Here is a 13,944-nt window from a genome sequence, read left to right as displayed (position 1 = left end):
CGAGATGTCAGTCGCGACGCCGGTCCGGGACGCCGTCCCTAGAGGTACAGCCCCGCGTCCACGCCCTGCTGGTTCGGGACCGACGCCGGGCTGTGGCCGCGGCGCAGGGCGTACAGCTCGGCCAGGGTCGCGCCCTCGCGGCCCACGCCCTCCTCCGTGCCCAGCCAGTTCACCGCCTCCGTGCGGGTCAGCGAGCCCACCTCGATGCGGGCCAGACAGCGGCCCGGGCGGACCACCGCCGGGTGGAGGCGCTCCAGGTCCTCGTTGGTCGTGACGCCCACCAGGACGTTCCGGCCCTGTCCGAGCAGCCCGTCGGTGAGGTTGAGCAGTCGGGACAGTGCCTGGCCCGCCGTGTGCTTGGCCTCGCCGCGGATCAGCTCGTCGCAGTCCTCCAGGAGCAGCAGCCGCCAGCGTCCCTTGGCGGTGCCGTCGTCCTCGCCGATCGCGATGTCCATCAGATAGCCGACGTCGTTGAACAGCCGCTCCGGGTCCAGTACGCAGTCGACCTGGCACCAGTCCCGCCAGGACCGGGCCAGCGTGCGCAGCGCGGACGTCTTGCCCGTGCCCGGCGGGCCGTGCAGCAGGAGCAGCCGGCCCGCGATGTCGTCGGGCGTCACCTTCATCAGCCGGTCCATCGCGTCGGCCACCGGCGCCGTGTAGTTGGACCGCACCTCTTCCCAGGTGCCGGCGGCGATCTGGCGGGTCGTGCGGTGCGGGCCGCGCCGCGGGGAGACGTACCAGAACCCCATCGTCACGTTCTCCGGCTGCGGCTCGGGTTCGTCCTCCGCGCCGTCCGTCGTCGCCTTGAGGATCTTCTCCGCCAGCTCCTCGCTGACCGCCGTCACCGTGACATCGGCCCCGCGGTTCCAGCGGGACACCAGCAGGGTCCAGCCCTCGCCCTCGGCGAGCACGGCACTGCGGTCGTCGTCGCGGGCCGAGCGCAGCACGGTGGCCGACGGCGGCAGCAGGGTGGCCCCGGACTTGACGCGGTCGATGGAGGAGCTGTGGGAGTGCGGCTGCTCGCCCGTCGCGAAACGGCCGAGGAACAGCGCGTCGACGACATCCGACGGCGAATCGCTGTCGTCGACGTTGAGCCGGATCGGCAGTGCGTCTTGAGGCTGTGCGGACATGGGGCCCATGATCCGTCACCGGACCTGTCCGCGCACGGTGTTTTGACCGGTGGCGCGTTCCGGTGGGGCCGCGCCCGGTGGTGGCATCAGGTGCGGGCCTCCCGGAGCAGTGTCACGGCCCGGCGTGTCCTGCGCACGACGGCGTACCCCTTGGTGAGGGCACGGTCCCTGGCGAAGTTCCTGGCGACGGCCCGCCCTTCGATCAACTGCTCGAACTCCGCGATGTCCGTGCTGCGCCGTACGGTCACGCGTTCCAGGGCGTACGGGCCCTGGGCGCGGCGGGCGAGTGCGTTGCCCACGGCGAGCGACTGGGTGAAGCCCGCCTCCCGGACCGTCCGCCGTACCCGGCGGCTGGAGTAGCCGTAGGGGTAGGCGAAGGAGACGGGCGGCCCGCCCAGTTCACCGGCGATGATGTCGCGGCAGCGGACGGTCTCGTACCGCAGCCGCTCGTCGTCGAGCTGGTCCATCTGGGGATGGGTGTGGGTGTGGCCGCCGATCTCCGTGCCCGCGGCGGCCAGTTCACGCACCTGGTCCCAGTCGAGCATCGTGTCGAGCGCGCCGCCCTCGTTGTGTTCACCGCGCAGCCAGCCGGTCGAGACGAACAGCGTCGAGGTGAATCCGTGTCCGGCGAGGACGGGAAGGGCGTGCCGGTGCACGCCCTCGTAGCCGTCGTCGAAGGTGATCAGCACCGGCCGGTGCGGCAGCGGACGGCTGCCGCCCGACCGCCAGGCACCGGCCAGCTCCGACGTCGTCACCGGCGTGAACCCGCGCTTGTGGAGCAGATCGAGCTGCTCGGCGAAGGCGTCAGGGGTGACCGAGAGACCGAGCGTCTCCTCGGACGGTCGGTGCGCGACGGCGTGGTACATCAGGATGGGGACGGGCCGGTTCAACCGCTGTGACCTCCTGCCGTGGAGGCCGTGGAGGCCGTGGACACGGACGACGTGGGTGACTCGGACGGTACGGACGACGTGAGCGAAGTGTCCGGCACCGGCGACCCGTCCGGCACGGGCGCGATCGGGCCCGACGAGAAGGTGACCCCGCCGCGGCGGGCCCGGGCGCTGCCCACCGCATAGCCGCCGGCAGCCGCGGCGACACCGGCGACGATCGCGCCGGCCCGGCCCGCGCCACCCGGCCGGCCGAGCACCGCGTCCCTCAGTCCGCGCACCACTCCCGCGGGCAGAACCCGTGTGGTGTAGCGGCGTTCGGACTCCAGCCCCTTGTCCGCGCCCACACTCCGGGCCACCAGTGCCTTGGAAAGCCCCTCGGCGTAGGAGCGGGTACGGAAGTAGGCGAACCGTTCCCGGACGGCCGGGACCTTGTGGTGGATGACCGCGCGGTCGTCGATGAGGAGGACCGCTTCCGGCAGCGCTTCGGCGAGCCGGATGCACAGTTCGGTCTCCTCGCAGCCCAGCGGCCGTTTGTCGCCGTCGCGGCCGATGCCGGTGGCGAAGCCGCCGGAGGCGTCGAACGCGCTGCGCCGGAACGAGGCGTTGCCGCCCAGCACATTGCGGACCCGCACCTTGCCCGGCGGCAGCCCGCGGTAGGTGCAGCCGACGACCCAGTCGAACTCCTCCGGGAACCACCGCGGCCTGCGTCCCGACGCCCAGGCGGCCGTGGTCCGGCCGCCGACCGCCATCACCCGCGGGTCTTCGTACCCCTCGGCGAAGTACCGCAGCCAGTCGCGCTCGGCCACGGCGTCGTCGTCGAGGAAGGCGACGAACTCACCGCGGGCCACGGCGATGCCGGTGTTGCGGCCCGCGGAGAGGCCGCGGGGGCCCGCGTTGGCGAGCACCCGCACCTCCTCACCTTCCGCGGCGGACCCGCCGTGCGCGCCGAACTCCTTGTACTCCTCCCGGAGCCGGGCGAGCAGGGCGGGATTGTGGTCCACCACGAGCAGCGTCTCGAGAGCCGGCAGCGACTGCGTCCGCACCGAGTCGACGGCCGCGAGGATGTCCTCCCAGCGGTCCTCGGTGTAGACGCAGATCACCACCGAGAACCGGCGGTCGCTCAAGACGTCTCTCCCCGGGGGACCGTCACGTCGGGCGCCGCCGCGTGGCGGGTGCGCTGGGCGCGGCGCGCGCCCTTCTCCTTGAGGATCACCTTGAGCACACGCAGGCCGTCCCGGACGGCGCGCAGATTGCTGACGCCGTGGATGCGCAGGTACTCGTGGCTGGGAACCTCCTGGACCCGCAGGCCGGCCTTGACGACGCGGATGTTCATCAGGGTCTCGATCTCGAACCCGGTGCAGTCGAGGTCGATGTCGCCGAGGCAGTGTTTCCAGAAGGCGTTGTAGCCGTAGCAGAGGTCGGTGTATCTCGCCCCGAACTTGGCGTTGACGACGGCGCACAGAATCCGGTTGCCGAGCTTGCGGATCGGTGTCATGTCGTCGGTGCCGCCGCCGTTGGCGAAACGCGAACCCTTGGCGAAGTCGGCTCCCGAGACGAGCGCCGAGACATAGGAGACGATCTCGTTTCCGTCGGCCGAACCGTCCGCGTCGACCATGACGATGATGTCGCCGGTGCAGGCGGCGAATCCGCTGATCAGGGCATCCCCTTTGCCCTTGCCGGCCTGTTTGACGACCTTGACGTCCGGCCACAGTTCGCGGGCGACCTCGACGGTGTTGTCACTGGAATTGCCGTCGACCAGGACGACTTCGTGAATCCAGTGCGGAAGTGTCTTGAAGACGTACGGCAGATTCTCCGCCTCGTTCATTGCGGGAATCACGACGCTGACCGGCGGTGTGATGGCGAGATGGGACGAGATCGGCCGGTAGACGGCAGATATACGGCTCACTTCGTTCACCGACGGATCTTGCCCCGGAGCGGCCGGGTGCAGGACTGAGCTCATGATGCAGTTTTCCCTCTCCACCGGTGGACCGCCCGCCCCACGGGCGATCCGGATGAGTGTCCGGTTTGAAAGGGGGGTTTACTTCTCACCCGCCAATGCCGAATAACCCTCCGTACCTTTGGGTGAGTTGCAGAACTGGCCGCGCGGCATTACGACTCGGCTAAGAGCACGAAAACCGAGCACGGCACCCCCCTACCGCCCCTCCCGCTTCGAAGCCATCGCGACGCTTGAGCCCTCCCCTAGTGCCGCTTGCGTGATGGACCGTTGCGGGTGGATGTACGACGGTATTGATGATTAGGACTGTATGGCAAGACCTGGACCCCGGTCTCGCTTTTTTACTTTTTGGCCCCGAATCGGATGGAGAACGCAGCGCTTCCTGATCGAATTTTCTTGATCGCTTTCAGGAATTGATCACTAGGTGTGCCGGACCCCGGATTCCGCATTCGGCGCGCGGGCGCCCACAGGAACAGCAGGGCGGTGATCACCGCGACGGCGACGACCCCACCGCCGACGTCGAGGATGTGCAGGGACGAGGCCGGCAGGGCGGCGAGTAGGCCGATGCCGACGGCTCCGGCGGCGGCGACGGCCGCACGGACGGCGGGGTCGAATCCGGACAGTGCGGCGAACAGCCCGCAGGCGGGCCCCGCGAAGAGGAAGAAGAGCACGAACGGCGCGCGCAATGGCGACTGGACGCCCGCGAGGGCCAGCACGACGCCGACACCCGACACGGCGAACGCCGCGCCGGCGGCCACCGGCAGGAGATCCGACGCGGCCGGTGGTGGCTTGTTCTTGATGGTCTGCATGGCCGACTCAACCCCCCCCCCAGGCGTCGGATGCGACGCCCTCATGCTGACCAGCACGTCTGGTGGCGTCAAGACGACCATAGGAATTTTTGGCATGGACACTTCCGGTGAAGTATGGGCCCTGCTACGAAAGTTGAGGCAGGGATCCTGCTAAAGGGAGGTTCCATGAAACTGTCCCGAATCGCGGCATTCTCATCCTCACTCCTCCTCGGCGCCGTTCTCGCTCTCACCGGAGCCGGACAGGCGCAGGCCGACGACCGAGCCCTCGCCCTTGACTACGTGGCGCTGGGCGACTCCTACTCATCCGGAGTCGGAGCCGGCAGCTACGACAGCGCCAGCGGCAACTGCAAGCGCAGCACCCGCGCCTACCCCAAGCTCTGGGCCGCCGCCCATTCACCCTCGTCGTTCGCGTTCACCGCTTGCTCGGGCGCTCGTACGGGTGATGTTCTCTCCGGCCAGCTCGCCCCCCTCAACTCCGCCACCGATCTGGTCTCCATCACCATCGGCGGCAACGACGCCGGCTTCTCCGACGTGATGACCACCTGTGTCCTCCAGTCGGAGGCCACCTGCATCAACCGCATCAACCAGGCCCGCTCGTACGTCAACACGACCCTGCCCGGACAACTCGACTCCGTGTACACGGCCATCAGCTCCCGGGCCCCTTCGGCCCAGGTCGTCGTCCTCGGCTACCCCCGCTTCTACAAGCTGGGCGGCAGCTGCCTCGCCGGCCTCAGCGAGAACGAACGGTCCGCGATCAACTCGGCCGCCGACTACCTCAACGCCGCCATCGCGAAGCGCGCAGCGAACCACGGCTACGACTTCGCCGACGTCGTCCCCGCCTTCACCGGACACGAGATCTGCTCCGGCTCGGCGTGGCTGCACAGCGTGAACTGGCTCAACATCGGCGAGTCGTACCACCCCACCGCCGCCGGGCAGTCCGGCGGCTATCTGCCCAGCTTCACCTCGCGCGTGTGAGCCCTGTCCGTCCGACCGCGGCAGCCGCGCTGTCCACCGGGTCAGCCGGGTCCGCCACGTCCGCGCCGCCTCCGGTGTCGGGCGAGTAGGACTCCCCGTCCGGCGACGAGGAGTCCCCGCCCGACGGGGACTCCTCGTCGCAGGTGACCGAGAAGTCGACCCAACCGGACCGTGCCTCGACCGGTTTCCGGATCTCCACGCGGATCCGGTCGTGGTACGTGTCGCCCGCCGCGTCGTTCCGGTAGTTCCGTTCGATGTGGTTGATCTCCCGCTGCTTTCCGTCCCCCGAGCCGAACCGCAGGGTCTTCCAGCCCGTGTCGGAGCCCTTGCCGCTCTCGGTGGCCCAGCGGTACTCGACGGCGGCGGGCACCCGGCCGACCGTGATGGTCGCCCGGAAGGCCGGAGCCTCGGCCTCCGGTGGCGGGCAGGTGCCCGCATAGCTGTCGTGCACGGTGCTGATGTGGACCGAGACGGTCTGCGGACGGTCGTGCGTCGACGCGCCGTTGCCTCCCGTCGCACCGCCGTCGCCGCCGCTCCCGCCGTCTTCCGTCTCCGTGCCGGTGTCGCCACCGGTGGCGTCGGGCGAACTGCCGGTGCCGGCGGTACCCGCGGTCGCGGCGCCGGAAGTTCCGGTGCCGCCCCCGTCGTCGCCCGCGTTCGTGCCGTTGCCGTTGCCCTTGTCGTTACCGGCCAGCGCCCAGGCCAGACCGCCGGCGGCGAGCAGCAGAACCGCGATGCCCGCGGCCAGTGCCACCTTCGCCCGACGGGGATGTCCCTGCCGCGGAGCGGGAGTCGGCGCCGTGGCAGCCAGGCCCGCCGTCGCTGGCACCGGCCGTCCCGGTCCGGTGGGCGGGGGAGTGCCCGGCGACGTGGACGTCATCGTGGGGCTGTACGGACCCGACACCGGCGGTACGGACGTCCGCGCCGTCCCGCCCGCGCCCACCACCCGTAGCATCCGCTCGGCCTCGTCCGCCGGGAGCCGGTCCGCCGGGTCCTTGCGCAGCAGCCCGGCGATCACCGGTGTCAGCTCAGCGGCCCGGCGCGGAGGCGGCAACTCCTCGTCCACTACGGCCCGCAGGGTGCTCAGCGGAGTGTTCTGGCGGAACGGGGTGATGCCCTCGACGGCCGCGTACAGCAGGACGCCGAGGGACCAGAGGTCGGACTCCGGACCCGGGTTGCGGCCGAGTGCCCGCTCGGGTGCGAGGAATTCGGGCGAGCCGATGAGCTCGCCCGTCATCGTGAGGTTGGAGGTGCCCTCGACCGTCGCGATGCCGAAGTCGGTGAGCACCACCCGTCCGTCGTTGGCGACGAGGACGTTTCCCGGCTTCACATCGCGATGCAGTACGCCCGCCTCGTGCGCGGCGCGCAGCGCGGCGAGCACCTCGGCGCCGACGTGGGCCGCACGCTGCGGGGTGAGCGGGCCCTCCGCCTCCAGGACGTCGGACAGGGCGAGCCCGCGGACCAGTTCCATCACGATCCACGGGCGGCCGTCCTCGGTGGCCACGTCGTAGACGGTGACCACATTGCGGTGCGAGATCCGGCCCGCGGCCCACGCCTCCCGCTCCAGGCGCTGGTAGAGCCGGCGCTCGTCCGCGGTGCCCAGACCGGCGGGCGCCCGCACCTCCTTGACCGCGACCTCGCGGGCCAGCACCTCGTCGCGGGCGCGCCACACCACACCCATACCGCCTTCGCCCAGAGGGCTCAGCAGTCGGTAACGCCCGGCGATCAGTTGATTCTCGGGCACGCGAGCCCCCATCCGTTGCAGCACGGCATCTCGGTGGAAACCACTCAAAGCTAGCTCAACTCCAGGCCGCTGCGGCCCCCCTGAACACCAATCCGCATCCCAGGACGAACACCACGAACGCCGTACCGATGGGTGCGGCCCGATGGGCGAGGGCGAGGACCCTGCCACCGCGGCGTTTGCGTTCCGCGAGGCGCTTCGCCGCTCCCGCGCCGACTCGCACGACGAGGAATCCGGCGGCGGCCAGCGTCAGGGCGAGACCCGCGCCGTAGGCGAGGACGAGCAGGAAGCCGAACCAGGCATGGCCGAGGGCGGCCGCGCCGACGAGGACGACGACGGCGGAGGGGCTCGGCACCATGCCCCCGGCGAACCCGAGGAGCAGGGTGCCGCGCAGCCCGCGCCGCTTCTCGCCCGGCAGGCTGTGCGGGTGGCCGTGGTGGTCATGGGAGTGGCCGTGGCCGTGATGCGCGTGGCCGTGCGAGTGCCCGTCCCCGTGGTGGTCGTGTCCGTGCGCATGTCCGTGGTCATGTCCGTGACCGTGGTGATGGTGGTGGTGCGGTCGGCCACGGCGACGCCATGCCCGCAGGACGAGCGCGGCCCCGGCCAGCGCGACGAGCGCGCCGCTCGCCACACCCAGCCAGGCGACGACCGACGGCGCCGCCGCCGAGCCCGCCGCCACCAGCGCCCCCAGCGCGAACACCCCGAGGGTGTGGGTGACGGTGACCGAGATGCCGAGTGTGAGTACCTCACGTACCGAGTTGCGCCCGCCGGCCGCTGCCGCGGCGGCCATCAGGGTCTTGCCGTGGCCGGGAGCAAGCGCGTGCATGGCGCCCAGCGCGATCGCCGTCGCCAGAGCGAGGGCGGCGAACGGCAGGGTGAGATCGCGCCGCTCGACCAGCCCGGTCAGGGCCTGCGTCCACCGGTCCGCGCCACGCGGCAGTACGGAGGCGGGGCCCGCGCCCTCCTCGTCACCGTCGGAGGCCAGGGCGGGGCCACCGGGCACCACCTCGAGCGCGGCCTTCGTACGGTCGGGGGGAGAGGCCAGCCGGTCCTCGGGGTACTCGGACAACCGCCGGGACAGCGATTCCCGCGGCACGTCGGACTCCGCGAGCGTCATCCGGTCGCCGCGCGCCGTGACCTCACGCCAGCCCGGCCCCCCGTCGCCGCCCGGGGCCCGGAAGGAGACGGCCGCTTCGCCGTCCGGCAGGGCGGCCGTCAGTTCGCACTCCAGCCGCAGCGTCGCCAGACCGGCCTGCCCGGGGCGTATGTCGGCCCGGCTCGCGCCGGTCCTGAGCGCCACCGCGCGGCCGTTCACCTCCGCGCGGGCTTCGCGCGCCGCGGTCGCACAGCGCGCAGCCGCCCAGCCGGGAAGCTTCGCGGGCGTCCGCACACCCGGATCGATCTGGGCGGTCGGGATCTCCGCCAGGTCCTCGACGTGGTCGACCCTCAACTCGCCCCGGGCGACGACCAGTCCGTCGTAACGGTTGACGGTGAAGTTGCCGAGCGGGTGGGCGGCCGCCGTCCCCGCGAAGACGAGGAACAGTCCGGCGACCAGCGTGCCGACGACGGCGATGCGCTTCCTCAGGGTCCGTGCCCTGCTCACCGTGCTCATGACGTCTCCTTGGCGCTGTTCTTCAGGGTGCGCCGGATCTCGGCCGGAGCGAGCGGCGAGAAACCGGGGTTGAGCGAGAGGGCCCGGGTGAGGGAGCGGCGGGCGGGCGCCTTCGCACCGGCCGCCTGCTCGACCATCCCCAGGTGGTAGAGGAACGCGGCGTTGCGGTAGCCGGTCGCCGTGGCCTTGCGTGCGTACGGCAGCGCGTCCTTCGCACGGCCGTTGCGGTACAGCGCCCAGCCGAGCGCGTCGGCCGTGTGCACGGTCCTGCGCCGCTGCCATTCGGCCTGCGCGGCCTTGAGGGCGACCGCCTTGTCACCGTGGTCGGCGGCGGCGAGCGCCGTGTCCAGATCCGGGTTCACCCCGCCCGCGCGGGCGAGCGACGCCCAGGTGCCGATCAGCGCGTACTGCCGGCGAGCCTCGGCGTCCTTCCCCGCGGCCTCGTACAGCTCGCCGAGCGCGACGAGTTGGCCGGGGAGCGGGTAGCGGGCGACGATCGCCTCGTACTCACGGATCGCCTCGGCCGTCTTCCCCTGGGCCGCGTGCGTCCGGGCCCGGCATTCCAGCGCCGCGATGTTCCTCGGCTCGGCGCGCAGCGCCGTGGCGCAGTGCTTCAGCGCCGTGTCGTACTGCCCCTGGGACCAGGTGAGCTGGCCGAGTGCGGTGGCGACGTAGGCGATGTCGCCGGGGGCGGTGGCGGACGTCATGGCCAGGGTGAGGACGCGGCTCGCGCCCTTGGTGTCGCCGCGCAGTTCGAGCACATAGGCGAGACGTGTGAAGGCCGGTATGCCGGGACGCTTGAGGTCCGCCTCCTCGGCAGCCTTCAACGCCTGGTCGTAGCGGCCGAGTTCGACGAGCGCGTCGATGCGTACCGCCAGCGCCTGTTCGCTGTACGGATTGACCGCCAGCGCCTGCCCGGCGTCCCGCAGTGCGCCGGTGAAGTCGTGCCGGGCGGCCGCCAGCGCAGCCCGTCCGGCGAGGGCCGCGTCATTGCCCTCGCGCCGCAGCTTCAGCGACCGTTCGAAGGCGTCGGCGGCACGCGGGTAGCCGGCCGGGTCGCCGGAGGTCCGTGCCTCCTCGACACGGGCCGAACCGAGCGTCGCCCAGCCCCGGTCGTCCTTGGGCCGGCTCTTCAGATGTGTTTCGAGGGCCCGTACGTCCGCCCCGATGACGGCGGCGCCGCCGAGGGGTGCCGCCGGCTCCTGCCCGTCGCCGCCCAGCACGACGGCGCCCGCGCTGATCGCCAGCGCCACCCCGACGGCTCCCAGCCCGACGGCCAACCGCCGCCGGAGGCCGCCCCGGGGTGCCTGGGGGGCTTCGCTGGTCTGCTGAGACATCTTCGGTCCTCTCGGGGCCGGGCCCGGTGAACGGGGCCCTGATCTGATCGGTGGAGCGGACGGGGGCGGGCACGGCGTGCCCGGCCCCCGTCTCGAAGGGCGGCTCGGGGCTCGGCGCGCCTAGATGTAGCTCGTCGTCCGCCGGCGCCTGCGCCACCAGGTCAGGGCCGTGGCGATCAGCAGCACACCCGCGACGGCGCCGCCCGCGGAGGCGATCAGCAGGGTCCTGTTGTCGTCGGAGGAGGACGACAGGCCCGCTCCGCCGTTCAGTGCGTTGCGCGCCGTGGCGCCCTCGGCCGTGGGGCCGCGCGAGCCCGCGGTCGGCAGCGCGACATAGGGGAAACTCGCCTCGAACTTCGCGTCGTTGGCGTCGACCGCGTCGCCCAGGTCGTTCTTCGAGCCGACGAGTTCGCCCTCGACGACCTGGAGCGCGATGTCCAGGACGTCGTCGGTCAGCCTGCGGCCGTTGGGGAAGCCGGCGTTGTCACCGTCGAGCACACCCAGCCTCTTCGGCTCGGCCGTGGGCTTGATGGACGTGTTCAGCCGCAGGGCCTCCGCGGGCTTCACCCCGGGCGGCTGGTTGAGGTCCTTCACACCGGTCAGGAAGACCGACACGAGGTCGTTGCGCGGTTCGGCCGGAGCCTTGATCTTGTAGATGCCCTCGATCAGCTTGGGCAGCTCCGGGTTGGTCACCGACGGCAGGAAGTCGGCGTCGTTCCACGGCGAGGACGCGTTGAACTTGTCCTTGTCCTTGAGGGGCAGGACGACCTCGTTGACCAGCGGCATCCCGAGTCGCGAGACCTGGGTCCAGTGGCCGCTCGCGCTCTTGCGCTGGGTCGTCGACCAGATGCCGACGACCGGCTGTTCGGCCGACTGCTGTATGTAGTGCGTCGGCACCTGGAGCGCGAGGGTGTTGACGTTGTAGCCCTTGAGCGTGTCGTTGCCGACCTCGGAGAGGTCACCGCCGTACAGCAGGTCGAAGACCCGCAGATCCAGGAAGAACGGGTCGTCGGCCTGGCCGGCGAAGGTGGTGAGACCGCTCGGCAGCTGGTGCACCGCCTGCTTGCGCAGCACGCTGTAGTCCGGCATGGACGCCTTGCCCACGTTGGACGGCGCCACCGGGACGTCGTCCGCGATCTTGTGGGTGGAGGCGACCTTCTGGTCCTTCAGGCGCAGCAGGTCGATGTCGTACGTCTGCGTGAAGTTGAGGTCCGGGTCGTCGAGGCTGGTGACGGGACCGGTGTTGTAGAGGAACGTCTTGTCGTTCTTCAGGTGTTCCTTGAACGTCCAGCGGTAGAGCAGATCGCCCTGCGCGTCGCCGTTGCTGTCGATGTGGATGTCGTACTGGGCGTCGGTGGCGAACTTGTAGAAGTTCGGGCCGCCCGCCGGGTCCTCGAACGGCAGCCAGTTGGCCACCAGCGTCGTCGTGTCCGGCTTGTCCGGGCTGACGAAGGCGTACACGTCGGTGTTGTCGAACTGGGGCTGGCCCGAGATCAGCGGGGCCTCCCGGTGACTGGAGGCGCTGGCCGCCTCCGGCGTCAGTGCGGCCACGCCGCCGGCGGCGAGCGCCCCGGCAGCCAGAGCACCACAGGTGAGCGCGGCGAGACTCCTGCTCCCCCGGAAAGTTCCGGGCCCCCACCCGCTCCTGTTGATTGCGGTCATTGCGTCCGTCCGTTCTGAGCAACGAGGTTCGGTTGCCTTGCGCGTGCCATTCGGGGCCGCGCGACGGATGGATTGGTGGAGATTCGAAAGTGTCCAACTCGCCCTGGAAACTCATGGATTCGGTGAGTGGTCGTCAACTCGCGTACAGGTGTGGTGAATCCTGCGCCCGGGATACACGAGTGTGATGCCGGGGCGATAGGGTTAACCTGCCCGGGCCGGGTGCGTCGTACGGGTGGGGAGTGACATGGATCAGATAGCAGTGCGGAGCAGGGCACGAGTGCCTGCCATCACATGTGGGAGCAGCGCGACCAGTTCGCGTCTCGACCGGCATCTTTCGGTGCTGGGCGGCCCTGCCGTCCCGCAGCGCGAGACGGTCGAGGCGACATCGCTGATGCGCGAGCTCACCACGCGTGATGTGGCGCACAGCCGCAGGAGCAAGAGCGCGCGCGTCTCGCTCTTCGCGCCCCTGCGCAGGCTGCGCCGCTCGCTGTTCGGCAGCCGGAGCTGATCCGGCCGCCTTCGCATCGCGACCCCGCGACCGCGCGCTCAGGCGACCACACCGTCCCGGCGCAGCGCTGCTGTCCCCTCGTCCGTCATTCCCAGGGACCTCAGCAGCGCGTCGGTGTGCTCGCCGAGCGCGGGGACCGCACCCATCGGTACCTCCGGTCCACCCGGCAGGGTGATCGGCGGAAGCAGTGCCTTCAGCGGACCGACCGGTGAACCGACCTCCCGCCACCGGTCACGCGCCGCGAGCTGCGGATGTCCGGCCACATCCGTCACATCGTTGAGCCGCGCGCAGGCGATGCCCGCGGCCTCCAGCCGGTCGACGGCCTCCTGGGTGCCCAGTTTCCCGAGTGCCAGGCCCACCGCCGCGTCCGTCCGCACGCGATTCGCCGTACGGGCCGTATTGGTGGCGAAATGCGGATCGGTTCCCAGGCCGGGCAGTTCCAGCACCTGTTCGGCCAGCCGCCGCCATTCCCGGTCGTTCTGCACCGACAGCAGCACCTGCCCGCCGTCCGCGGTGGTGTAGGCGTCGTACGGTGCGATGACGGCATGTGCGAGGCCCGTGCGCGCCGGAGGCTGACCGCCGTGCATCCCGTAGTGCAGCGGATGTCCCATCCACTCGGCGAGGGACTCCAGCATCGAGATCTCCACCGGTCCGCCGCGGCCCGAGACACCCCGGCGCAGCAGCGCGGCCAGCACCCCGGAGAAGGCGTACATGGCGGCAGCGATGTCGGCCGCCGGAATGCCGGCCTTCACCGGCCGTTCGGCGGTCCCGGTGACGGAGACCAGGCCGGCCTCGCACTGCACGAGCATGTCGTAGGCCCGTTTGTGGGCGTACGGGCCCTCCGCGCCGTAGCCCGAGATGTCCACGGCGACCAGCCGGGGGTGGGCGGCGCACAGGGTGGCCGCGTCCAGGCCGAGCCGGGCGGCCGCGCCCTGGGCGAGGTTCTGCACGAACACGTCGGCGTCCGCGACGAGCCGCTGCACGATCTCCAGCCCGCGCGGGTCCTTGAGGTCGACGGCGATGGACTCCTTGCCGTAGTTGCACCACACGAAGTGAGAGGCGAGTCCATGGGCGGCCGTGTCGTAGTCGCGGGCGAAGTCGCCGCCGTCCGGACGCTCGATCTTGATGACACGGGCGCCGAGGTCGGCGAGCTGGCGGGTGGCGAACGGGGCCGATACGGCCTGCTCGACGGCGACGACGGTGACCCCGTCGAGCGGCAGTGGCTGAGTGCTCATGACAGCCGTACCTATCGCGTACGCAGGGCATCTGTCATCTCGGCGGGCGGGTGCGCGACCGCCCGGCCGACGCGGAGTGCACCGGTGGCCGCGG

Annotated in this window: 12 protein-coding genes; 2 read left to right on the top strand and 10 right to left on the bottom strand. The window is 71.1% G+C overall.

Annotated features, from left to right (window positions below; genetic code table 11):
- Positions 1 to 38: 38 nt before the first annotated feature.
- The 5 genes from OHA05_RS07120 to OHA05_RS07100 all read right to left on the bottom strand — a co-directional run bounded on the left by OHA05_RS07120 (position 39) and on the right by OHA05_RS07100 (position 4,780).
- Positions 39 to 1,130, bottom strand: coding sequence for a DUF5925 domain-containing protein (locus OHA05_RS07120; RefSeq protein ID WP_313947236.1), 1,092 nt, complete (start codon positions 1,128 to 1,130; stop codon positions 39 to 41).
- 86 nt (positions 1,131 to 1,216) lie between these two features.
- A complete protein-coding gene (locus OHA05_RS07115; RefSeq protein ID WP_328863345.1) occupies positions 1,217 to 1,996 on the bottom strand; it encodes a polysaccharide deacetylase family protein in 780 nt (259 codons plus the stop codon).
- A gap of 20 nt (positions 1,997 to 2,016) precedes the next feature.
- Entirely contained in the window at positions 2,017 to 3,141 is a 1,125-nt protein-coding gene (locus OHA05_RS07110) for a glycosyltransferase family 2 protein (protein ID WP_328860090.1), read from the bottom strand.
- Positions 3,138 to 3,977: a glycosyltransferase family 2 protein gene (locus OHA05_RS07105; protein WP_313947239.1), complete on the bottom strand. Its 840-nt coding sequence runs from the start codon at positions 3,975 to 3,977 to the stop codon at positions 3,138 to 3,140. The genes OHA05_RS07110 and OHA05_RS07105 overlap by 4 nt, the downstream gene beginning before the upstream one ends.
- 335 nt (positions 3,978 to 4,312) lie before the next feature.
- Positions 4,313 to 4,780 carry a hypothetical protein gene (locus OHA05_RS07100; protein ID WP_328860089.1) on the bottom strand — a complete coding sequence of 156 codons (468 nt, stop codon included), beginning with the start codon at positions 4,778 to 4,780 and terminating at the stop codon, positions 4,313 to 4,315.
- Positions 4,781 to 4,945: 165 nt separating this feature from the next.
- Between OHA05_RS07100 and OHA05_RS07095 the strand changes: the two genes are divergently transcribed.
- Complete coding sequence (locus OHA05_RS07095; protein WP_328860088.1) at positions 4,946 to 5,755, top strand: SGNH/GDSL hydrolase family protein; 810 nt, start codon at positions 4,946 to 4,948, stop codon at positions 5,753 to 5,755.
- Here the strand turns inward: OHA05_RS07095 and OHA05_RS07090 are convergent.
- The 4 genes from OHA05_RS07090 to OHA05_RS07075 all read right to left on the bottom strand — a co-directional run bounded on the left by OHA05_RS07090 (position 5,739) and on the right by OHA05_RS07075 (position 12,107).
- Complete coding sequence (locus OHA05_RS07090) at positions 5,739 to 7,511, bottom strand: serine/threonine-protein kinase (protein ID WP_443043648.1); 1,773 nt, start codon at positions 7,509 to 7,511, stop codon at positions 5,739 to 5,741. The genes OHA05_RS07095 and OHA05_RS07090 overlap by 17 nt on opposite strands.
- A 43-nt stretch (positions 7,512 to 7,554) precedes the next feature.
- A complete protein-coding gene (locus OHA05_RS07085) occupies positions 7,555 to 9,108 on the bottom strand; it encodes a HoxN/HupN/NixA family nickel/cobalt transporter (RefSeq protein ID WP_328860086.1) in 1,554 nt (517 codons plus the stop codon).
- Positions 9,105 to 10,445, bottom strand: a complete 1,341-nt coding sequence (locus OHA05_RS07080; protein ID WP_328860085.1) for a tetratricopeptide repeat protein — start codon at positions 10,443 to 10,445, stop codon at positions 9,105 to 9,107. The genes OHA05_RS07085 and OHA05_RS07080 overlap by 4 nt, the downstream gene beginning before the upstream one ends.
- Positions 10,446 to 10,565: 120 nt before the next feature.
- The gene (locus OHA05_RS07075) at positions 10,566 to 12,107 is read right to left on the bottom strand and encodes a DUF4331 domain-containing protein (protein WP_328860084.1); all 1,542 of its coding nucleotides are present in this window, start codon (positions 12,105 to 12,107) and stop codon (positions 10,566 to 10,568) included.
- 244 nt (positions 12,108 to 12,351) lie between these two features.
- Between OHA05_RS07075 and OHA05_RS07070 the strand changes: the two genes are divergently transcribed.
- On the top strand, positions 12,352 to 12,615 hold the full coding sequence (locus OHA05_RS07070; protein WP_313947246.1) for a hypothetical protein: 264 nt from the start codon (positions 12,352 to 12,354) through the stop codon (positions 12,613 to 12,615).
- A 38-nt stretch (positions 12,616 to 12,653) separates the two neighbouring features.
- On the opposite strand, the gene OHA05_RS07065 is transcribed toward OHA05_RS07070, so the two are convergent.
- On the bottom strand, positions 12,654 to 13,850 hold the full coding sequence (locus OHA05_RS07065; protein ID WP_313947247.1) for a CaiB/BaiF CoA transferase family protein: 1,197 nt from the start codon (positions 13,848 to 13,850) through the stop codon (positions 12,654 to 12,656).
- Positions 13,851 to 13,944 lie beyond the last annotated feature (94 nt).

The sequence above is a fragment of the Streptomyces sp. NBC_00306 genome (assembly GCF_036169555.1).
Taxonomy (GTDB): Bacteria; Actinomycetota; Actinomycetes; order Streptomycetales; family Streptomycetaceae; genus Streptomyces; species Streptomyces achmelvichensis.
This window is presented reverse-complemented; position numbering and strand designations above follow the sequence as displayed.

What these genes read in the sequence shown, in the direction of transcription:
- OHA05_RS07120 (WP_313947236.1), bottom strand. Translation starts at nt 1,130, where the DNA reads ATGTCCGCACAGCCTCAAGACGCACTGCCGATCCGGCTCAACGTCGAC.
- OHA05_RS07115 (WP_328863345.1), bottom strand. Translation starts at nt 1,996, where the DNA reads ATGTACCACGCCGTCGCGCACCGACCGTCCGAGGAGACGCTCGGTCTC.
- OHA05_RS07105 (WP_313947239.1), bottom strand. Translation starts at nt 3,977, where the DNA reads ATGAGCTCAGTCCTGCACCCGGCCGCTCCGGGGCAAGATCCGTCGGTG.
- OHA05_RS07100 (WP_328860089.1), bottom strand. Translation starts at nt 4,780, where the DNA reads ATGCAGACCATCAAGAACAAGCCACCACCGGCCGCGTCGGATCTCCTG.
- OHA05_RS07095 (WP_328860088.1), top strand. Translation starts at nt 4,946, where the DNA reads ATGAAACTGTCCCGAATCGCGGCATTCTCATCCTCACTCCTCCTCGGC.
- OHA05_RS07090 (WP_443043648.1), bottom strand. Translation starts at nt 7,511, where the DNA reads ATGGGGGCTCGCGTGCCCGAGAATCAACTGATCGCCGGGCGTTACCGA.
- OHA05_RS07085 (WP_328860086.1), bottom strand. Translation starts at nt 9,108, where the DNA reads ATGAGCACGGTGAGCAGGGCACGGACCCTGAGGAAGCGCATCGCCGTC.
- OHA05_RS07080 (WP_328860085.1), bottom strand. Translation starts at nt 10,445, where the DNA reads ATGTCTCAGCAGACCAGCGAAGCCCCCCAGGCACCCCGGGGCGGCCTC.
- OHA05_RS07075 (WP_328860084.1), bottom strand. Translation starts at nt 12,107, where the DNA reads ATGACCGCAATCAACAGGAGCGGGTGGGGGCCCGGAACTTTCCGGGGG.
- OHA05_RS07070 (WP_313947246.1), top strand. Translation starts at nt 12,352, where the DNA reads ATGGATCAGATAGCAGTGCGGAGCAGGGCACGAGTGCCTGCCATCACA.
- OHA05_RS07065 (WP_313947247.1), bottom strand. Translation starts at nt 13,850, where the DNA reads ATGAGCACTCAGCCACTGCCGCTCGACGGGGTCACCGTCGTCGCCGTC.